General features: G+C 54.3%; 19 protein-coding genes and 1 pseudogene. 7 read left to right on the top strand and 13 right to left on the bottom strand.

Features of this window, described 5'->3' with window-relative positions; genetic code table 11:
• Positions 1-29 precede the first annotated feature (29 nt).
• The 3 genes from BM70_RS0123705 to BM70_RS0123695 all read left to right on the top strand — a co-directional run bounded on the left by BM70_RS0123705 (position 30) and on the right by BM70_RS0123695 (position 3161).
• A complete protein-coding gene (locus BM70_RS0123705) occupies positions 30-953 on the top strand; it encodes a nucleoside recognition domain-containing protein (RefSeq protein WP_043274342.1) in 924 nt (307 codons plus the stop codon).
• A 425-nt stretch (positions 954-1378) separates the two neighbouring features.
• The gene (locus BM70_RS0123700; RefSeq protein ID WP_025858341.1) at positions 1379-2512 is read left to right on the top strand and encodes an ImmA/IrrE family metallo-endopeptidase; all 1134 of its coding nucleotides are present in this window, start codon (positions 1379-1381) and stop codon (positions 2510-2512) included.
• Positions 2502-3161, top strand: a complete 660-nt coding sequence (locus BM70_RS0123695) for a hypothetical protein (protein ID WP_025858340.1) — start codon at positions 2502-2504, stop codon at positions 3159-3161. Before BM70_RS0123700 ends, BM70_RS0123695 begins: the two co-directional genes overlap by 11 nt.
• Before the next feature lie 253 nt (positions 3162-3414).
• Here the strand turns inward: BM70_RS0123695 and BM70_RS0123690 are convergent, their stop codons facing one another.
• The 6 genes and pseudogenes from BM70_RS0123690 to BM70_RS0123665 all read right to left on the bottom strand — a co-directional run bounded on the left by BM70_RS0123690 (position 3415) and on the right by BM70_RS0123665 (position 9514).
• Entirely contained in the window at positions 3415-4299 is an 885-nt protein-coding gene (locus BM70_RS0123690; protein WP_081782118.1) for a DsbA family protein, read from the bottom strand.
• Positions 4300-4312: 13 nt separating this feature from the next.
• A complete protein-coding gene (locus BM70_RS0123685; RefSeq protein WP_051556786.1) occupies positions 4313-4543 on the bottom strand; it encodes a hypothetical protein in 231 nt (76 codons plus the stop codon).
• Positions 4544-4634: 91 nt separating this feature from the next.
• Positions 4635-5537 carry a DUF1749 domain-containing protein gene (locus BM70_RS31955; protein WP_025858337.1) on the bottom strand — a complete coding sequence of 301 codons (903 nt, stop codon included), beginning with the start codon at positions 5535-5537 and terminating at the stop codon, positions 4635-4637.
• Positions 5538-5624: 87 nt separating this feature from the next.
• Complete coding sequence (locus BM70_RS0123675) at positions 5625-6767, bottom strand: NADH-dependent flavin oxidoreductase (RefSeq protein ID WP_025858336.1); 1143 nt, start codon at positions 6765-6767, stop codon at positions 5625-5627.
• Positions 6768-7109: 342 nt separating this feature from the next.
• Positions 7110-8078 (bottom strand): annotated as a pseudogene (locus BM70_RS31525) (NAD-dependent epimerase/dehydratase family protein); the annotation flags it as partial.
• A 425-nt stretch (positions 8079-8503) separates the two neighbouring features.
• Positions 8504-9514 (bottom strand): NAD(P)-dependent alcohol dehydrogenase, encoded by a 1011-nt coding sequence (locus BM70_RS0123665; protein ID WP_025858335.1) that lies wholly within the window; start codon positions 9512-9514, stop codon positions 8504-8506.
• Between the two features lie 419 nt (positions 9515-9933).
• Between BM70_RS0123665 and BM70_RS0123660 the strand changes: the two genes are divergently transcribed.
• The 3 genes from BM70_RS0123660 (at position 9934) to BM70_RS0123645 (ending at position 12855) form a co-directional block, all read left to right on the top strand.
• Positions 9934-10836, top strand: a complete 903-nt coding sequence (locus BM70_RS0123660; RefSeq protein ID WP_025858334.1) for a LysR family transcriptional regulator — start codon at positions 9934-9936, stop codon at positions 10834-10836.
• 232 nt (positions 10837-11068) lie between these two features.
• The gene (locus BM70_RS0123655; RefSeq protein ID WP_025858333.1) at positions 11069-11983 is read left to right on the top strand and encodes a LysR family transcriptional regulator; all 915 of its coding nucleotides are present in this window, start codon (positions 11069-11071) and stop codon (positions 11981-11983) included.
• 689 nt (positions 11984-12672) lie between these two features.
• The gene (locus tag BM70_RS0123645) at positions 12673-12855 is read left to right on the top strand and encodes a LysR family transcriptional regulator (RefSeq protein ID WP_025858332.1); all 183 of its coding nucleotides are present in this window, start codon (positions 12673-12675) and stop codon (positions 12853-12855) included.
• 230 nt (positions 12856-13085) lie between these two features.
• Here BM70_RS0123645 and BM70_RS0123640 read toward each other — a convergent pair whose 3' ends face one another.
• A complete protein-coding gene (locus BM70_RS0123640; RefSeq protein WP_025858331.1) occupies positions 13086-14081 on the bottom strand; it encodes an MBL fold metallo-hydrolase in 996 nt (331 codons plus the stop codon).
• A 625-nt stretch (positions 14082-14706) separates the two neighbouring features.
• On the opposite strand from BM70_RS0123640, the gene BM70_RS0123635 reads away from it, so the two are divergent.
• Positions 14707-15096: a nuclear transport factor 2 family protein gene (locus BM70_RS0123635; RefSeq protein WP_081782117.1), complete on the top strand. Its 390-nt coding sequence runs from the start codon at positions 14707-14709 to the stop codon at positions 15094-15096.
• Positions 15097-15227: 131 nt separating this feature from the next.
• On the opposite strand, the gene gabD is transcribed toward BM70_RS0123635, so the two are convergent.
• The 6 genes from gabD to BM70_RS0123605 all read right to left on the bottom strand — a co-directional run bounded on the left by gabD (position 15228) and on the right by BM70_RS0123605 (position 21075).
• Positions 15228-16676, bottom strand: coding sequence for an NADP-dependent succinate-semialdehyde dehydrogenase (gene gabD, locus BM70_RS0123630; protein ID WP_025858329.1), 1449 nt, complete (start codon positions 16674-16676; stop codon positions 15228-15230).
• Between the two features lie 76 nt (positions 16677-16752).
• Entirely contained in the window at positions 16753-18396 is a 1644-nt protein-coding gene (locus BM70_RS0123625; protein WP_025858328.1) for an acetolactate synthase large subunit, read from the bottom strand.
• A gap of 257 nt (positions 18397-18653) precedes the next feature.
• Positions 18654-18956, bottom strand: a complete 303-nt coding sequence (locus BM70_RS31520) for a DUF1330 domain-containing protein (protein ID WP_025858327.1) — start codon at positions 18954-18956, stop codon at positions 18654-18656.
• Positions 18957-18981: 25 nt separating this feature from the next.
• A complete protein-coding gene (locus BM70_RS0123615; RefSeq protein WP_025858326.1) occupies positions 18982-19224 on the bottom strand; it encodes an SDR family NAD(P)-dependent oxidoreductase in 243 nt (80 codons plus the stop codon).
• Positions 19225-19266: 42 nt separating this feature from the next.
• Positions 19267-20256, bottom strand: coding sequence for a quinone oxidoreductase (locus tag BM70_RS0123610; RefSeq protein WP_025858325.1), 990 nt, complete (start codon positions 20254-20256; stop codon positions 19267-19269).
• A 36-nt stretch (positions 20257-20292) separates the two neighbouring features.
• Positions 20293-21075, bottom strand: a complete 783-nt coding sequence (locus tag BM70_RS0123605) for an SDR family NAD(P)-dependent oxidoreductase (RefSeq protein ID WP_025858324.1) — start codon at positions 21073-21075, stop codon at positions 20293-20295.
• Positions 21076-21128 lie beyond the last annotated feature (53 nt).

Genomic DNA, 21128 nt, shown 5'->3' with positions numbered 1-21128 from the left:
TCGCTCCCAAAATATTGAAGGTTGAAGTGATGATTGACGTCATTCTATGTGCCGGGCGTAGTGCGCTCGAGGTCGCACTCTATACGTTATTGCCGATAATGGTGCTACTTACCATCATCATGCGACTCCTTGAGGCGTATGGCGTGTTGGACAAGCTAGTACAGTGGCTCACCCCGATAGCGCGCCCATTCGGCCTGCCAGGGTTAGGTGCGCTGGCTCTGTTGCAAGGCAGCCTGATCAGTTTCATCGCGCCGCTGCCGACGATGAAGGCCATGGAGGCTCGCGGGGTCTCTACCAGGGGGCTTGGTGCCACGTTAGCGGGTGTACTTGCGATTGCACCGGCAAACGCAACATTCCCTCTCGCCTCGTACGGGCTTCATGTGGGATTCACCCTCCTCGAATCCACCATTGGAGGTCTGACGGCCGCGACAGTAACCTACTGGTTCTTTGGCCGACGCCTCTCCGGACTTCGCGAGGAACCGCTTGCAGTTGAAGTTCGCGCTTCGGAGCGTCAGCCCCTTTTGATGATCATCAACACCGCTGGCGCTGAAGCCATTCAATCGATCTTGGGCATCATCCCGATGCTGCTGCTTTCACTGGTCATCGTGATGGGCCTGCAGGCCGCCGGTGCAATCGGTTGGCTGGTAACCGCAATGAGTCCGCTGTTAACGGTGATTGGGATCGACCCAGTCTACATATTGCCCACCATCACCAAATTCTTGGCCGGCAACACAGCTTTTGTCGGATTAACCCACGAAACGGCGAAGCAACCAGGTTTTGTTCCAGAGCATTTCTGGAAAGGCGCGGGATTTCTCCTGCACCCGCTAGACCTCACCGGTGTCGCCATCTTGACGGCGGGCGGCCCGCGGATCATGAGCACGATCGCTCCGGCGCTCGCCGGCGCAGTGGTCGGAATCGCAGTGCGTGGGATGATCACAGTGCTCTGTGGATGATCAAGTGGCAAAGGACAAGCCAGTCACCAGTGGACTGGCGACGGCCCTACGGCCCAGCATCGCTAGATACTGAGTGGGCTTTCCCTAGAACGGGTCGGGTGTGGATCCCTCTGACCCTGCGCCAGACGCGATTTCGAAAGCGCTGTGGTGGATGAGCAACTCTAACTCCAGCGCTTATGACGGCGGTGTATCTCCATCCAGGGAGAATCCATTTATTTGCCCACGCAATAAAATGCCGTGCGCAATCCACCGTCATTTCTAGCCACCCAGATCATAGTCGCATCAGACTTTCTGAGCGGCTCAGCACCCCAAACGGCCTAACACTTCCCTGAGGTGCACTCCGGGTTGAGCGCGGTACCAGTATCCAAGACAACCTGAGCTAAGATGTCTTCACACGCCAGTGCCGTCTAGGACACAAATGCAGCATGAACCTTCAATCGCTCGGCGAAAAATTGCAGCGTTATCGGAGCCAGTTGGAAGCCACACAGGAAGACGTGGCCAACGGCACTGCGATCTCCGTGGAGCGTCTGAGTGAAATCGAACTGGGCGTCGTAGAGCCCACGGGTGATGAAATCCTCATCCTCGCCGACGTCTATCGATGTGACTTCAAGTTCTTTATCTCCAACGAGCAGGTGGCCCCGTTCGAACAAACGGAGACCCTTTATCGGGCACACGGCAAGGAGTTCTCGAAAGAGGATCGCTCGGCCATCCAGGAATTTCTGTACCTCTGCGACACAGAGCAGTTCCTAACGCAGGAACTGCATGGTGCGTTCCAAGAATTTTCCTTCTCGCCCACTGGAACCTACTTTAAGGGGCATGCGCAAGATGCCGCCACGGCGCTGCGTAAAGCGATGGGGCACAGTGAGAGGCAAGTGCCTCTGGACGTGTATGCCGAGTTCCGGTCGGTGGGCGTCCACGTATTCCGACGAAAGCTTTCTAACTCCAAAATCTCGGGTGTGTTCATCCAACATCCCACAGCAGGGAAATGCATCCTGGTCAACTACACAGAGGATGTCTATCGACAGCGTTTCAGTGCTGCTCACGAGATGGCTCACGCTATCTTCGACAGTCATGAGGGCGCAAGTGTGACACTGCAGGGTGACGGATCGGACATGCGCGAGGTGCGCGCGAACCGATTCGCATCGTGCTATCTCATGCCCGAGGAAGTCGTCCGCCAACTGCCGGATCCCTCTGGTTGGTCGGAAAGTGATGCACAGCACTGGGCCAATAAATTTCGGGTGAGCTGTGATGCGTTAGGCATAGCCGTAAAGGAGGCGCGGCTAGTCGATGATGATACGAGTCGGCGGATTCGCCAGTATCGAGTGCCAAGAGAAGCAAAAGTAGATCCTGAGCTCCCAGAGCGACTCACCGCTGAACAGCGCGTCAGAAAGGTGAGCTTACTCACACGGGGCCTGTCCGATCATTATGTTGGATTATGCCTGGAGGCTTATAGCCAAGATCTGATTAGCCTTGGCCGACTTTCGGAAGCCCTGCTTTGTGGCTACGCAGAGCTTGCAGACCTAGCAAAACTTTACGGACGAACCCTTCATGGCTATTGATCCTTCAAGCTTTCACCGCATCAATGTGGCAGACACCTGTTCAGTCTGGAATGTGTTGTCGTCCATCCGCTTATATGCGGCCGCGCGTGAAGCGAATTGCGAGTTCTGCATGACTGCATTTGTCCATTACGAGTGCTTAGTCAAAACCCGCACGAATCCCAGCGCGGCAGATCTGGAGTTCAGGGAGCGGCTTAAACGTGAGCAGCAGCGAGGCAGGTTCCAAGCTCACTCCTGCAGTATCAGCGATCTTCAAGCGATCGCAGATTTGGAAAGCCGAAAGCGCCTTGGCAAAGGTGAGTTGTCATCCATAGCTTTCGCCATGAGCATCAGACAAGCCTTCATCACCGATGATAGGAAAGCGCGAAAGCTGTCCGAAGCGGTAGGTAACACGCTTACCCAGACGACCCCTCACCTGCACTCTTGGCTCATTTTCACAAACCTGCTAACCGATACCGACCACAGCACCGTAACCAGCCAACATCAGTCAATGGGGGGTACCTTGGGGCCGCACTTCGATACCGCTTATGATCTCGCGCTTCAGTATCGGTACAACATTAATCGTGCGGTCACCTCTGCGTCACCCTCAAGCAATTCACCATCCCTATCGCCAGCTGGACAGCCCCCAGCCCAAGGCAATCCGAATCCTTGATACAGGAACCTGGTTGGCACCCGGTGTAAGGCATTGGGCTTGGTGGCTTCGAGATTATCGGATGGCCCTGCGGCCTGACACTACGGGCGTTAACTGGCGGTGTTCTTTGCATGGATGTCCAACCTCACCCGCGAGCATCAACTCATGTATCCACCTATTGTGGTGAGTTGCCGACGTTGTGAAGGCTGGTGAAGTTCCGTAGTCCAGGGCTAAGGCGGGTGTGGCTAGAATGTCGGGTTGTCCGACTAAGTCCTCAGCACAAGCTGTCAGCTGACACTCGGCGAATAAACCAACCATTGGGCACATCGTGGATGCTAATTTCGCCGCTAGATAGCAGAGGCTTAATCAACTCTTTGACCTCCCCCAGGCTTGCCAAGTTGAGAGCATACTTAATCTCGATCGGCGAGATTAGCGGGTGCAGATTGACCAGTTCCCTTACGCTTTCAAGAGAAACCACAGGAGGGATCTCGACCATTTCGTTGTTAGTCAGTTGCTCTATCACTTGGCAAAAATCATCATAGTTCAGCACGCCTTTCGCCAAGGTGTTCCTGCCGTCGTACTCAAAAAGGTAAGCCGGCAATGTCCTTAGCCCTAACGTTTGTCGAAACTGAAAATCCTTGTCCAATGCAGCCTGCGCGCGGCCGTCGTTGTAGCAAGTGACAAATGCATCCACATCTATCAACGTTCGCTTGACCACGGCCAGGATCTCGTCAAACCGAGTGGTAGGCCTGCACTCGACAATGGTCGCGTAACGCAGATTGTAGAGAAACAGATCTGCTTTACTGATGTCGACGATCTGCGCAGCCTTATAGGCCAAATTTAGGGGAATTGAGGAGGTATGCTCGGTCGAAAAAAGCTGGAGCCCTTTCATCTTGATGGGCATTCCAGAAATGTATTCTTCGTCCTCGTATATCTTGGCAAGTCTTGCGTTGTACCGATCTAGCGCTAACTCCCGCCCCATCAGCAGATCATTAGGGTCAACAAAGTCATACACGTTGCGCACAAGGCCTGACATGATGAACTTCAGAGTGACTCGACGTTGAAAGTGAGTCTCGAGCTTACGAAAAAAAGGCTCGCTTTCATAAGAGAGCCCCATCATGGGATCGGTGAAGTTACTGATCGTCAGTTTTTTGGGCATCTCTTCCTCTCATTCAACTTAACACGTGACCCGCAATGCTCCAGCAACTGATGTCTTCGTACTTGATGAACACGCTGGTAGGGTCGATGCCCAGGGTCTCGTGGAACAGCTTTGCGATCATCGGGCTCAGTTGCGCATACCCCCGTTGGTCAGGATTGGCAAACACAGCGACCGTTATGTAGCCCATAGGCTCGCTGTTATCCCCACGCAAGTACAACGAGCATTCAGCTTCAAACTCGAGCATCGGTGATGCTTCCGTTTTCCCCGGTATACATTCAGTTGCTCGGCCGAGGCCTGTTTTGAGGCGAAACTCGTGCTCGGGGGTTATCGGGACATTAACCTTGGATACGATGAACGGCACGTCCTGGCTCCTTCGCAAAACTCTCGTTGTGCCAGTTCAGGACAAGCCCCAGAATCGATTCAGCCAACTCTTGCTCTTTGCCCTGGTACGTATGGCCAGTGCGCTCAATGAAAATCAGCTCATTATCATGGGCGAATTGCATATGATCGTTGATATTGCGAAGGAACCCCGACGGGTCACCGTAGGTGAACCGGTCATAGGTGCCGATAATAAGCGCACCCGTATGCTCGATTTTCTCAACCTGTGAAAAATCCTGGTCAGCCTCGACGTGAACGTTGTCAAGAATGTCGGTATACAACCACTGGTATGCAGTGTCCGCTACACAAGGCAGCCAACCCAGCAATGGAAACGGCAGCATCTCCTGCCCCATACCTTGCTCGCGAAACTTGAGGACAAGCTGACGCTGTTCTTGCGTCACTACACTGGTGAGATGCTTGATGTTGGCCGGGCTCAGAAAGATAAATTTTGCTATCCGAGCATCGTTGTTTCTGGAAAGGTAGTAAATGGCCTTATTCACACCCAGAGAATGGGCCGCGAGAATAATGTTTTTGTACCCGGCGTGGTACGCATAGTCTACATAGGCGGCAATATCTTCTTCAGCCTTTGTGAAATCTTCGTTGAAAGAACCTATGCTTTCCTTTTGACCAGTGATCGTGTTTACGATCTCATCTTCTCCAAACGCATCTCGGGTCTGCGCGTAGATAAAATCAATACCTGAGGCGCTCAGGGTGTGCCCGATGTTGTAGTAAAACGGATTGGAGTGGAAGTTACCATGGACGCCAGTTATAGCGATCACCACCGTATCTGTTCCAGTTGACGGGAACAGAACGCCAGTCAATAGCGTTCCGCTCTGCGTAGCAATGTCTAGCCTTTTCATAATTGAATTCTCTAAAAGACGCCTATCGCAGAGCTGGACGCTAGGCTGCGGCGTTGCGCGGTAATTTATTAGTATTGCAAGACCAACTTAGAAGTGGTTGGTTTTGTAACGAACGCCATTCTGCTTAGATGGAGGGAAGAAATCAGTCCCCGCCAGCGTACCCTGCAGCATCGCTGGGGTGTAGCGATAAAAGTCCTTCTTCTCCCAGTCAAAGCTCGTTTCGATTTCTGCCTCCCTATCATTGAGGATCAGCTCGATCAAATTGGGATTGAGCATGATGCTCTTGCCGATTGCGATAAATTCAGCCCATCCTGTCTGGTATGCAGCGAGCATATCGTCCGCGGTATAAAGATTGCCCGCCCCCATGAAAGGTACTCGCCCGGCAATGTGGTCGTGGACAATCTGCATGCGCGTCAGGTGGCTGTCCGCACCCCGCCTAGCTTGCTTATAAAAGTCCCAAAGCGAAATGTGCAAGTACTGAAGTGGCCGAGTAAGCAGCGCATCGACTAGTGCCAACGTTTCTTTCATTGTAATACCATCCTCGCCAGGTTCTTCAGGGGAGAAACGGTAGCCAATGATAAAATCTGGACGGTTATGTTTTTTGCGCACTTCGTCTATGGCGTCAACCAGCGCCAATGGGAAGTTAAAACGCTTCTCAAGAGTGCCGCCCCAGTGATCGGTACGCAGGTTCGTAGCAGCGGAAACGAATTGCTGAATCAGCCATCCGTTCGCTCCATGAATTTCGACCCCGTCAAACCCTGCACGCATCACCAGTTCGGCAGCATTGGCGAAACTCGCGACCTGCTCGCGAACCTCTGCATCCGTCATCGTGCGAAAACGGCCGCTCATGTCGCCGGTCGCAGCGATCACACCCTGCCCCCGGGTCATCCGCGGATCAGCACGTAGCCCAGAATGCGCCAGTTGCACGACAGCTTTCGCGCCTTGCTCATGGGCGATTTCTGCATATTCGATCAGGGTTGGCAGGTCAGACTCATCAATGGCATTGGGCGATTCAAATCCAATTGCGGTTGGATGCACGTTGGTAAAAGGCATGATGAAGAGCCCAAACCCTTCGAATCGATCTGTCCAGAAATTGCGACCCGTTTCGGTCATCTCTCCGTTGGGGCCCGAATCATAGATCGTCAGTGGAGCTACAGTAAGTCGATTCTTGATTTCCACCCCATTATTTAGTCGATAGGGTTCAAAGAGCGGTTTATATGCTTCTTTCATGACGACAGTATCCTCTCCCAGCATAGTTCGGCTGAGTTGGCAGCCATACTGGAAACTTAAGGGTTAGTATCGCGATCTAGTTGATCGGTGTATGAGACAAATTTTATCATGAGGTTTCGCAAGCATTGATAGCTGCAAAGGAAACAATCAATTATCGCTTTGCATAACTAAGTGCCAATTGAACACCGCCCGCTGGGGTGTATCAGCCTAGCCGTGAGTCACGAAGACAGCACCAATCGATGGTGTCAGCGCGCGACGAATGTCGCGGCTGATCCTGATTTCATCACGGACATCGCGTCACTACGATGCAGATAGGAACCTGAACCGCTGTCCAGTACCGGTTCAGGCGTTGATCAGTTGGGAGACCAATGCCAGATCGCTTTCAACCCCGCCCAGCATTGCAGCGGCACCACCCAAACGGGGCTCCCAGCCGAGTGCTATGCAATTGGTAGGTTGAAGTCGTACGTTGCTACCCCAGAACCAACCTGGCCGCAGGCCTGTAGTCGGCTCGGCATTCGGTAAAATTTGGGTCGAGTCAAATACTGCCGCTATGCGGTGAGCGACCGCTGCCCACGTAAAGTGCTCAGTAGCTGGGTAAAAAAGCCCCTCCCTACCTTCCGGAGCCGTGCCAGCGAGAGCACCCTCCAGGATCAGCAAATAGAGCTCAGCCAAATCGCCTACGTGCACGTTAGCCCAGACGTTTTGGCCTGTGCCCACGTATTGGACTGTCCTATGGATGAGGGACTGATAAATCAACCGCGGGATTTGGATTGATGCACGGTGCTCCGCAAATGGCCCTAGGCCTACGCCGAAAACTGTTGGGGGTACGACAAGATAGGTTTTAACCGAACCGGATTTCGCCGCTTCGAAGACCTTGAGGTCGACCAGGCGATGCGGTGCATGAGCGGGGATCGCCGCATGCTTCTCGGCATCCGCGTCATCCCAAATATCTGCATGCTTGTCATCGGTCGGGGATTCACCTCGGCCAGATGAAGTGTCCGACAGAACCCCTGCGCCTGAGGTGTGTATCAGGACGGGACGTACCCCCGTCTTTTTCCACCGGCTCGTCAGACCTATAACTATTGATTGGGCACTTGCCTGATGGTCGCAGCTGGCTGTGTTGAAAACTACATCGGCGTTGGTTGCTTGATCCACAATCAAGTCACGATCATCGAGGGTGCCAAGTACTGGAATGACGCCCATGGACTTGAGCTTTTCCGCATCTTGTTTGCGGCGTACCAGCGCTGAGATCTCAAATCGCGAGAGGTAGTCGCGTGACAGCATCAAGTGCAGAAAGCTACCGGCGATGTACCCGGTTCCCCCCCCCCGTGATAAAAATGCGTGGTTTGCTGGGCATTGAGCTCATTTCAGGTTCTCCCCTTTGAAACCAAGGCCATTTCGTGCCCCAGAACTGAGTTGCGCTGTAAAAAAGCCACTGCCAAGGCGGGATCTGCAACGGCGGCAGTGGCCCAAAACCAGGAAGACCAATTGCTTAGCCCACCCCGTATTGAAAAAATCTCCCGACCAACTTGGCATCTAGTTGGTCGAGTCTTGAAGTGCCGGCTGCATCCCAATCAGACAAAAAACCGTCCGGCAAAATGAAAAGAGGCCATTCAGGCCTCGCGAACCTTGAACGGCTCTTTCACGCCAGGTTGGAAGGTAGCCCCCTGTCGTGGGATAGCGGGGATTGAAAAGGGACGCTACTGACTGGAAGTCGCCCCTTCGATTTTGCGGGTTTAGCTGACCTTGATAACAACCTTGCCAAATGGGCCGCGAGCCAAGTGCTCATAAGCCTCGCGTGCTTGCTCAAACGGGTAGACGTGATCGATTACGGGACGAATATGGTGGGAGTTGAGGAACTCGTTCATCCGGTCGAAGGACGAGCGCGGTGCTACTGCAATACCGCGAATGGTCGTTTGACGGAAGATCAATGGCATCAAGTTCAGATTGGTCGATTGGCCAGTCAGGAAGCCGATCTGAGCGATCTTGCCTCCGACTTTGGTCGCTTGAACAGAGTCATTGATGCCGTCACCGCCGGCGACTTCGAGCAGCAGATCCACACCCTTACCGTCGGTGACCTTCAATACCTCTGCAGCCCAGTCAGGGGTTTTACGGTAGTTCACGCCAGCCACGGCACCCAGCTTGATCACAGCTTCAAGGTTTTCATCACGGCTGGAAGTCACGATGACTTTGGCACCCAGTGCCATCGCGATCTGCGCTGCGAATATCGACACGCCACCGGTGCCCTGTACCAGCACGGTCTGGCCAGCTTCGATTTGGCCGAAATCTACGAGCGAGTACCACGCGGTCAGCGCAGCAATCGGCAGGGTCGAAGCTTCTTCATCGCTCATGTCATCCGGCGCACGAACTGCGCTGTCCTCATGGATGATCATGTATTCAGCGAGGCCGCCAGGCAGCGGAGAGCCGAAGCAATAGTCCGGTTCGTCGTGAGCAGGCATGCCCTCGATCCAGCGGGAGTAAAGGTGGGAATTGACGCGGTCACCTACAGCAAAGCGGCTAACACCCTCGCCCACGGCGACGACTGTACCGGCTGCGTCGCTGACAGGAATCAGAGGCTTAGGAACCATGTGCGGTTCGTAGATGCCGTCCACGATTGCTTTGTCGCGGAAGTTCAGGGAGACAGCACCGATCTTGACCAGCAGCTCACCGGTTTTAGGGGTAGGGGTTTCAGTCTCGCCTTGTTTCAGATTATCGAGACCAAAATCTTGCAGCAACCAAGCTTTCATAGTTCTACTCCAACCAATGTAAGGGCGCGCCGAGTCATTCGGCCATGCCCGAGCTGGAAGGCATTGTTTCTCTACAGATAAGGCGGATAAAGGTCACTTTTGGAACAAGATTGTAATTCTAAAAATTACAATTGAGGGTTCTCAAGCCGGCCGCGCGATCTCATTTGCTCGCTTCCCTGGAAGTAAAAGCGACGCGGATCGGGGCATCCATGCTGGTAAGGTGCTTCCAAAGCTTGCCCGCCGTGCAGGTTACCGCCAGTCAGCACCGTCCCGAGCATTGGCGTGGTCACGGGGCACGTCTGCGGCTTGCTGGCCAACAAAGCTGGATCTTCTGATAGGCTTCGATGGATCTTGCGTTGCTAGACTCACATCCAACCCCCTTCGGCTGTCTGGCCCCACCCGTAGTAGAAGACCCAAAAATGAATATGATCGAAGCGATGGAGATCTACGTGAGCGTCGTAGAACAGGGAAGTTACACGCGCGCGGCGGAGTCTCTCCGGCTTCATCGTCCCGCTCTCTCAAAGGCCATCCAAAACCTAGAGCAAGAGCTTAATGTGCAGTTGCTGCACCGCACGACACGCAAGATACATGTCACTCCGGAAGGCGAGGAATTCTACGGACGTTGCAAACAGATGTTGGCGGATCTCGCCGATACGGTCGCATGGTTCTCTCCCGACCGACCTCCTCGCGGCAAGCTGCGTGTGGATGTCCCGGTAACCTTGGCCAAAGCGTTCATCATTCCTTCACTGCCCCAGTTCCGGGAGGTCTATCCCGAGATCGAGCTGATCCTGGGTTCAACCGATCACCAGATCGATCTCATCGCAGAGGGGGTTGATTGCGCCGTCCGCCTGGGCGAACTGGACTCGTCGAGTTTGATTGCGCGCCGAATCGGAACAGTAGCCATGGTCACCTGCGCAGCACCCGCCTACATCGAAAAACACGGCATGCCGGCCGATTTGGAAAGCCTGGACACGCATTCCGCTGTCAACTTTCTGATCGATCATCGCCGCCAGATCATGCCCTGGAAATTTCAAATCGATGGCGAGACCGTCGCGGTGACGCTCAAGAGCGGGATTGTGGTCGATGACTCGGAGGCATTTTTGAGCTGCGGCCTCGCTGGTCTGGGGCTGTTGCAGGGCCTGCGCCCTTCCCTGCAGCCACATATCGATTCTGGTGAGCTGGTGGAAGTCCTGCCGCATCTCGCTACCATTCCCAAGCCTGTGTCGTTGCTCCTGAGTGATCGCAAATACCGCTCTCCCAAGGTGCGCGCATTCATGGACTGGCTCGCCGCTATTTTCAAAGACCAAGAAGTAACTGCTTAGGCGCTTTGACCAAGTGCCGCCGGCATTGCTCAGACGCTAGCGTCGATTGTTTCCTTTCCGATAACAAACTCGTATCGGAAACGCTATTGATGCGCCTAATCAAGGCCCCTAAAGTCCCTCCGCAGAACCGGGAGCTATGTGCTCTTGGTTGATCTCTGGGCATCGGCTTGCCTCTTTTTATCGAATCAGAGGAGTCCGTGCCACCGCTTATGAACGCCTTGTGAGGGGCAAAATGGACGTCATCGAGAGCATGCGAATATTCGTCCAAGTCGTGGACGATAGCAGTTTCACCCGCGCCGCCGAAGCGCTGGGGATCCATAAGCCCTGCATCACCAAGGCGATCCAGAATCTTGAGCGCCAGCTCGGTACCCGAATCTTGCACCGAACGACACGCAAGGTCGGCGTTACTCCAGAAGGCGAAGAGTTCTATCGACGCTGCAAGAGCATTCTAGATGAAGTTTCGGACACAATGGCCTTTTTCTCGGGCGATGATAAGTCCATCGATGGCAAGCTCAGAATCGATCTGCCTATCACTTTGGCTAAATATCTGATCATCCCTTCCCTGCCCGAATTCAACAGGCTGTATCCGGGTATCGAACTGATCATTGGCACCAGCGATCAGGCGGTCGATATCGTAGCGGAAGGTATCGACTGCGTTGTGCGGCTCGGGGAACTACCGGACTCAACACTGATTGCTCGAAGAATTGGCGCAGTCCCAATGGTTACTTGCGCTACGCCTCAATACCTGGAGCAGTACGGTAGCCCTGAAAGTATCGAAGATCTTGCCGACCACAAGGCAGTCAATTATTTCTCCGGCTCGAATCGCAAGCTGATGGAGTGGCAATTTGACGTCGATGGCAAAACGCAAAGCCTGAGAATGCGCAGCGCGATCATGGTCAATGACACTGAAGCCTTCGTGTCCTGCGGCCTGGCGGGCTTCGGCATCATGCACGGTCTGAGACCTACCATGCAGCCGTATATCGACTCAGGTGAGCTTGTGCAACTTCTGCCGGAGGTAGTTTCACCGCGCAAGTCCATTTCGATCATATACCCTGACCGACGCCATCTAGCTCCAAAGGTGAAGGCATTTGCCGACTGGCTTTCATCACTGATCAATACGCAGGGTTACGACTGCTTGAGTGTTTAAGTGAGAACATGAGAGGCGATCCAGTTCGCGTTTCAATTGACGACCTAGAGCTTAAATTAGCGCCCCCCTCCAATGATGTGATGCGCAGTGATTATTTCCTCCGCATTAACAGTGAAAGCAGGATCCAAGCGTATATCAGCGATAGCTGCCTCAATAGAATCGCCGCCACTGAGCATCTCGTATTTGACGCTGTGGAAGCTATTGAGCAATCCTTTTACGGATCATTACAAAAACTCCCCTCTTGGCGTTTTTGAAGCCGCCATGGCCGCACGTGCGCAGTCCGAGCAGAGCTGAGCCATGTTCCGCTCGGTACAGCACGTTGTACAAGAGGATGGCGCCGGGAACTACTTGCTGAATCGACAACTCGACGCTGAGCTGGCGTCACTAACAGAGCTTTATCGTTGCGCGAGCAGCAGGACACGTTATCACTGCACAGATACGCCAAGACAGTCAGCGACGCTCTGACTATAGGCATTATGAGCTTCAGCGAAGCGCATCCAAGCGCTCTTTATTTTTTGAATGGTTATCCGGGAGGACAGGACGAATGGGTAATCCATTACCCCTGGTCGCCACAAGTCATTTCTAAGGGGATGGAAGATCCCCGTTTGCCAGGCTGATACCCCTACTCAACAGCAGTAAGGTAATAAGGATGGGCTTCAACACTTTTGGCCCCGGAGTCTCAACGGCCCATGAATGATGATTGTAAATATCTCACGCAGATAGATCTGAACCTTCTGCTGGTTCTCTTCATTATTCATGAGAGCCTGAGTGTATCCGTAGCAGCTAAACGACTAGGTGTTGGCCAGCCGGCGGTCAGTAATTCTCTGAAGAAACTACGCTGCCTGTTCGACGACCCGCTGTTTCTGCGCTAAGGCCGTGGTGTTCGTCCCACCGCTAAGGCTGATGCGCTAGCCATGGAAATCGGTACCGCTCTAGGCGTGCTGCGAAATGTGATTCCTTAAACCTCATGAGCGGATGTTGCGTGTGGTGGACATTCTCCGCATCCACTGTGCCCCCGACGAGGTCTATGGATGCAATTATTCCACGCAGCAGAAAGCGCGCACCCGCAGGCACGCGCTTGATGTGGATGAAGCTTAAGCCGTTACTTCACTCGACCTGGAAGAGGCGCATACTCGACAGGAGTCCAAGAATACCCCTGCTTCTCCTTGCTCACGTGCCCGATACCAGGGAACGGCAGATGGGCTGCGCCGATCAGCCAACCATTGGCGGCCGCTTGAGCCAGGATTTTCTCACGTGACTTGATAGCCTGCTTAGGGTCAACGTCAACCTCTATCGTCACTTCCGGATGCGGCAGCTGTACCGCGTGGAAATGGATGATGTCGCCCCAAACCACGAGTTTCTCGGAGCCTGAAGTAATCAGGTACGAAGTATGACCTGGGGTGTGACCCGCGGTAGACATGACCTCGATGCCTGGAATCAGAGTTTCTGCCCCGTTGAACGTCTTAAATTTTCCTTTGGCGGCGTATGGTGCTACTGCGTCCTGCGCCATTTTCAGGAAGTCCCGCTGATCCTGCGGCAGCTTGTTTCCAGATTCTGGGTTGAGCCAAAAATCCGCGTCATCCTTGTCTGCCCAAACGGTGGCGTTTGGGAAAGCCGCTTCACCGTTGGGTAGCGTGATGCCACATGCGTGGTCAGGGTGCATGTGCGTCAACAATACGGTGTCCACATCTGCAGGGTTGTAACCCGCCGTCCGGATATTATCGACCATGCGGCCCATCGTTGGGCCGAAGCAGTTCGCCGAGCCTGAGTCGATCAGCACCAGGTTTTTATCGGTATGAACCAGAAACGCATTCACCGAGACCTGAAGCGTGGTGTTTTTGACCTGAAACTCTTTAGCCATCAGATCGCGAATTTTGCCTTGATCCATGCCCGAAAGTGACTTCGGATCCAGCCCAACAAACCCGTCATAGACAGCCGTAACGACAAAGCTTCCAAGCGCCTGACGATGAAAGCCTGGGCTCTGTTCCAATTGGGGTTGTGGTGGCGCCGCCATCGCGGCACTGGCGGCTAACAGCGCCAGGGCGAATAAGCCGGCAGCGGCTTTTTTGGGGGAAGCCAAATGCTTGAAGCAGATCATACGATTCTCGTCCGATGTTTAAGTGTGGCAGGATTGAAACTCGGGAGAATCATATTTATTAAATAAATATTTATGTAGATAGTTAAATATTAATAGTCTGTAATTAATATAATAACAGTGACGTCCTCAACACAAGCGGCAATGCCGTGCAATATAGTATCTCTACCAAATCATTTCAAGATGTATCAGGCTTTGCGCTTGAGATTATAGGCGGCCTCCAGATCAGGGGTAGGTCGTACAAAGCGGGCCTATTTTTAAACCACGAAGTTTATACTTTGAGTAATTAATCCAAATAACAAAGCAATAATAACCTCTCAGAAAACAACCACTCATGAGTGGATTCATATAATCTTTCTCTTGCTTTTGACGCTATAACTGCTCAAGCAGCCGACCGCAGCACTTGCGAAAAGTTTATTTTGATTACAGTACTAATCTAGTATCTCGCCAGCGGTTGTTCAACTCCATGAAGCTGATAGTTTGAGGGCTCACTCCACTCTGATGAGGAACTGAGATGTCTATAGAATCTGATGTGCGTTATCTGCTCGATCGCGTTGAGATCCAAGACAAAATTGCCCTGTATGGATTGGGCCAGGATTGACACCAGTCCGGTGCAGAGAACAAGAATATCCTTGAGCAGTGGGGACAGCTGTTCACACCCGACGCGCAAATTGACGTAACCGATCTGGGTGTACCGAAGGTCATGAGCCTTCAGGAATACGCCGAGCTGATGCGAGGCCCTGGCCTTAAGGGTGGCGGTCTAGAGGTACCTTTCAAGGCGTGGCAGCACATTGAGGGCCACGGCACCGTGACCATCACAGGTGATACTGCAAAGTCGGTAGCCCTGCACTTGCACAGCCATATCACCAAAGACGGAAAGGCGAATCTGCACGACGCTGGTTATTGGTATGACGAATGGGTTCGGACTCCCGAAGGCTGGAGAATCAAAAATCGTCGCCATCAATTCCTCTATACCAATACCTACCCTACGGTCGAGAACCCACCTTTCCTCAAATAGAATCCTCAATGGATTCTGTGTGATCCCTAGTCAGGTCTTCCGTAGTGGTAAAAGAACGCTTCAAGCCCTTTATATCCCATGATCGAGGCCTGTAAGAAAAAAGCCCAGCTAGTAGCTGGGCTTTTTTGTTATCAAATACTGAGGCACAAGTACTTAATTTCCAGATAGTCCTCAATCCCGTACTTCGAGCCTTCGCGGCCTAGACCCGACGCCTTCATCCCGCCAAACGGCGCCACCTCGTTAGAAATCAGGCCGGTGTTGATACCGACCATGCCGTACTCCAGGGCCTCGGCCACCCGGAACACCCGGGAGAGATCGCGCGCATAGAAGTAGGAAGCCAGTCCGAATTCGGTGTCGTTGGCCATGGCGATGACTTCGGCTTCATCTTTGAAGCGAAACAGCGGCGCTAAGGGGCCGAAGGTTTCGTCTTTGGACACCAGCGCATCCTTGGGCACGTTGGTGAGTATGGTGGGCTCGAAGAAGGTGCCGCCCAACGCGTGAGCCTTTCCGCCAGAAAGCACGGTCGCGCCCTTGGCCAATGCGTCTTCGATATGTTCCCTGACCTTGGTCACGGCTTTTTCGTCGATCAGAGGGCCGGTGGTCACGCCCTCTTCCATGCCGTTTCCGATTTTGAGTTGCTCCACCGCGGTTTTGAGCTTCTCGGCGAAGGCGTCGTACACGGCATCCTGTACGTAGATACGGTTAGCGCATACACAGGTTTGCCCGTTGTTTCGGTACTTGGAAATGATCGCGCCTTCGACGGCTTTGTCGAGATCGGCGTCTTCAAACACGATGAAGGGCGCATTGCCGCCCAGCTCCAGCGAAACCTTCTTGATGTCTTGGGCGCATTCAGCCATCAACTGGCGGCCGATTTCGGTCGAACCGGTGAACGACAGCTTGCGCACGATAGGGTTGCTGGTGAGCTCACTGCCCACCTCGCCGGCGCTGCCGGTGATCACGCTGAATACGCCTTTCGGGATGCCGGCACGCTCGGCTAGCTCAGCCAGCGCCAGCGCCGAGTAAGGGGTTTGCGAAGCGGGCTTGAGCACCATGGTGCAACCGGCTGCCAGCGCTGGCCCGGCCTTGCGCGTGATCATCGCGGCAGGGAAATTCCACGGGGTGATAGCCGCGGTCACGCCGATCGGTTGCTTGATCACGATCAGACGTTTGTCTGGCTGGTGGCCCGGAATGGTGTCCCCATAAATGCGCTTGGCTTCTTCGGCGAACCACTCGATGAACGAGGCGGCGTAGGCGATCTCGCCCTTGGCTTCGGCCAATGGCTTGCCTTGTTCGAGCGTCATCAAGCGGCCAAGGTCTTCCTGGTTCTCGAGCATCAACTCATACCAGCGGCGCAGCTTGGCCGAACGCTCTTTGGCGGTCAGCGCGCGCCAAACCGGCAGGGCTCTGTCCGCGGCCTCAATAGCACGACGGGTTTCGGCCCCGCCCATCTTTGGCACGGTGCCGAGGATTTCGTTGGTGGCGGGATTGTTGACTTTGAGGGTCTGACCGCTGTCGGCATCCGCCCAGACGCCATCAATGTACGCTTGTTGGCGGAGCAGGCTTGTGTCTTTAAGCTGCATTTCGAACTCCTTCGATATGAGACGCGAGCAAACGCCAGGCACGTGAGCCCAGCGTCGAGTTTGTAATGAGGCAGTATCAGACCAGCGCTGCGCGCCGCTTGAGGTCGTGATTGAGGATGGTGTCGTTTTCTGAGTAATCGACTGGGCAGTCGATCACGTGAACGCCCGGCGTCCCCATGCATTCCCGCAGTAACGGAAGGAAGCCTTCTGCACTCTCCACCCGGTGACCCTGGGCGCCATACGCTTTGGCATACAGGACAAAATCCGGGTTGCCATAGTCCAGACCGAAATCGGTGAAGCCCATGTTCGACTGTTTCCATCGAATCATCCCGTAAGCATCGTCGCGCAGGATGATCACAGTGAGGTTCATCTTGAGGCGGACTGCAGTCTCGAGCTCCTGGCTGTTCATCATAAAACCGCCGTCACCGCACACCGCTACGACCGGCCTGTCGGGGTAGACCAAGTGAGCTGCCATCGCCGAGGGCAAGCCTGCACCCATGGTCGCCAAGGCATTGTCGAGCAGCACGGTATTGGGCATGTGGGCTTTGTAGTTGCGCGCAAACCAAAGCTTGTAGACGCCATTATCCAGAGCCACGATTCCTTCTGATGGCAGCGCGCGTCTTACATCGGCCACCATGCGTTGAGGGTAGATGGGGAAACGGCTGTCATCCGAGCCCTCTACGATCTGGGCTTCATTGGCCTCCCGAATCTCGAGCAGGCGGGAAAACGCCCAGTGCGAAGTGTCTTCAAGGGCTTCGCTGATCTGCCATACCGCGTTGGCGATATCGCCCACCACCTCGATTTGAGGGAAGTAGACCGGATCGACTTCGGCAGACCGGAAGTTGACGTGAATGACTTCTGTCCCGCCACGAACCATGAAAAACGGTGGCTTCTCGATAACGTCATGCCCGATGTTCACGATCAAATCCGCTGCCTCGACTGCACGATGCACGAAGTCACCGGCGGAAAGCGCCGCGTTGCCCAGGAACCGCGGGTGACGTTCGTCAACCACGCCTTTGCCCATTTGCGTGGTTACAAACGGAATGCCTGTCTTGTCGATGAGCTGTTTGAGGACTTTGGCGGTCATCTTCCGATTTGCACCGGCACCGATCACCAAGATGGGGCTGCGCGCGTTGCGAAGCTTCTCTACGGCCGCACAGATCGATTTGTGCTCGGCCAAGGGGCGACGGCTCAGGCTGGGTGGCAGTGGTGTGCTGTCAGTGTGTTCATCTGCGATGTCCTCAGGCAACTCGAGGTGAACTGCCCCGGGTTTCTCTTCCTCTGCCAGGCGGAAAGCTTCACGCACACGCGAGGGGATGTTGTCGGCCGACGCCAGTTGGTGGGTGTACTTAGTCACTGGCTGCATCATGCCAACTACGTCCAAGATCTGGAAACGACCTTGCTTGGACTTCTTGATAGGTTTTTGGCCCGTGATCATGAGCATGGGCATGCCGCCCAGATAGGCATATGCCCCGGCCGTGACAAGGTTGGTAGCGCCGGGGCCAAGCGTCGACAGGCTGACCCCAGTCTTGCCGGTGAGACGGCCGTAAGTGGCGGCCATGAAGCCGGCCGACTGTTCGTGACGAGTCAGCACAAGCTGAATATCTGATTTCCTCAAGGATTCCAGGAGATCGAGGTTTTCTTCACCTGGAATACCAAAGATGTACTTCACGCCTTCATTCTCAAGGCACTGCACCACTACGTCTGAAGCCTTTGCCATCGTCTCTTCCTCATGTTGATGTGCCGCCCGATCGCTTGAGGTTGAACGGGCAGACATTAAATAAGGGCTGGGAAATTAGATATCTCGCCCACGCCATGCCCCCCAAACTGGAAGCCAATGGGCCAAGATAACTTTGTGGGGTAGGCAGTAAAAGGAGCGGTGGGGATACAGTCTGTTATTGCAGGAGTACTAATCGGCCTTACCGCAAGACAGGTGCCCGCTCTCCCTAATTTACGAGAGTGGGCACCCTTCTACATTTACGACGCGGTACCTTCGAGCAAATACAGATCAGTTTTTGCCGAGCGGGTACGATAGCCGATCACGTCCTGGTAATCCTGAGAGTGGTAGAACTCTCGGGCTTTCTCAGGGCTCTCGAACTCAACCAGCACTACGCGCTCGACACTGCGATCGCCCTCGAGCACCTCAGGCTCACCGCCAGCAATCGCGAACACTGCGCCCCATTTTTCCAGCACGGGGCCAACCCGTGTCATGTACTCATTGTAAAAATATTCTGGATCGGTAACGACCAGCTCGGCGTAGATAAATCCTTTCTTTTGCATGATTGCACCTTTTGTTGTTGTGAAATTAATGGGCCGAGCCGAGGTAGGCTGCGCGTACTGCTGGATCACTGCGAAGCTTACTGGCCGGGCCGTGTATGGATATGTGGCCGTTCCCAAGCTCAGCAGCCGCTGCGTCGGTCGCGCTTTGATCAAGGTCTAGAAGTGCGACACGCGCGCCGTTTTCGACGAAACACTTGGCAGTTGCCCAGCCGATGCCTCTCAGCGAGGCGCTACCGGTAACGATGGCGGTCTTGCCTTTAAGTAACATGGTGTTCTCCCTTGTTCTTGTTTTGTGGAGAAAACGTCGCGGTCACACGGTCAGAATCACCGACCCGCTGGTCTTACGGGACGCCAGGTCTTGGTGCGCAGTAGCCGCTTCTTTCAACGGATAGGCGTTGTCAATGCGAATGCGTAAAGCACCTGTCTTCACCAGATCGAACAGCTCTGCTGCGCCACGCTGGAAGTCAGCAGCCTCTGCCACGTAATGCGAGATGGTGGGTCGGGTGATGAACAACGAACCCTTGTTGCGTAGGTAGGCCAGATCCACGGGGGGCACGTCGCCGGATGCCCAGCCGAAAGACGCCACTAGACCGAATCGTTGAACACAATCGAGGGATTTTTCGAAGGTGTCTTTGCCGATGGACTCGTAGACGACGCTGACGCCCTTGCCATCAGTCAATCGTTTAGTTTCTTCGAAGAAGTCGAGCTTTTCGATATTGATGGGATGCGCGCAGCCGTATTCTCTTAGGATCTTGGCCTTGTCGTCACCCACGCAGGTGCCGATAACATTGGCCCCAAGATGAGAAAGCCACTGAGTCAAAATCAGACCGACCCCACCCGCTGCTGCGTGTACCAGCACCCAGTCACCGGCCTTGATGTCTTTCAAGCGCGTGGCGAGATACCAGGCCGTAAGTCCACGAAACAGCGCGCCGGCGGCGGTTGCCAAGTCCAGGTTTTGGTCGGGCAGTTTGAATACGCGTTCGGCCGGAACATTGCGTCGCTCAGCGTAGGCACCAGGCGTCAGGAAGTGGTAAACAACCTTGTCCCCTTCGGCCAGACCTTTGACCGACTTGCCGACCTTTTCAATCACACCTGCAGCGGCGAAGCCAATCCCGCTTGGCAGCTTTGGAAGCAGGAGGAGCCCAGAGCGCAACTGGGTGTCAATGAAATCGACCCCGATCGCTTCCTGGCGAATCTGTACTTCCGAATCACCCACTTCTGGAAGCTCAATTTCCTTCCACTGCAGCACTTCAGGGCCGCCGGTTTTCTCGACAATCAATGCGCCTGTTGAACTGGTCATTGCAGTACCTCGCGATTAGAAATCGTTGATGTGTGCTTACTGGGCCGTCCAGCCACCGTCCACTTTCAAACTGGCGCCGGTGACCATGCGGGCTGCCGGACTTGCCAAATAGAGAGCAGCGCCGACGATGTCTTCGATTTGGGCTATGTGGCCCAGTGGAATCTTGGAGACGAGAAACTGCATCTTCTCCGGGGTATTGACGATGCTGCGTACCAGGGGCGTGTCGACAAAAGTGGGAGCGATGCTATTGACCCGCAGTCCGCGGTCTGCAAATTCGATTGCCATCGCTTTGGTGAGCCCTTCTACCGCGTGTTTGGTCATGCAATAGACCGTACGGTTGGGTGAGCCGATATGGCCCATCTGGGAAGTGATATTGATGACGACGCCGGGGACTTCCTTCTCCGTGCTCAACATCTTTTTGGCCGCAGCCTGGGCGGTGACGAAGCAAGCTCGTACATTGAGATTGAGCATGCCATCCAGATGCTCATCACTAACTTCGCCCATCGGTTCGGGGAAGTTGGTACCTGCGTTGTTAACTAGGATATCGAGCACCGGAAGCTCATCGATCAGTGCGCGGATAGCAGTGCTGTCAGTGACATCGCAGACCGCTACGGTGGCTTGACCGCCTTGCGAGCGGATATAAGTGGCGACAGGATCCAGAGGGTCGCGATCACGACCGACGAGAATCACATGAGCTCCGGCATTGGCGTATGTGAGCGCGATGCCCTCGCCGATACCACCGCCTGCACCTGTAATCAGGGCAGTTTTGCCGTCGAGGCGGAAGCTTGGGGCTACGAAGGGTTTGAGATCAGAATACACAGTGGAGCTCCTTTTATTTTTGTTTGGCGCCATTACGTTTCAACGAAACCGGG

The organism is Pseudomonas sp. CHM02 (genome assembly GCF_000612585.1).
Classification (GTDB): Bacteria; Pseudomonadota; Gammaproteobacteria; order Pseudomonadales; family Pseudomonadaceae; genus Aquipseudomonas.
Note: the sequence above shows the minus strand (reverse complement) of the source record. Positions and strands in the feature narration are given on the sequence as shown.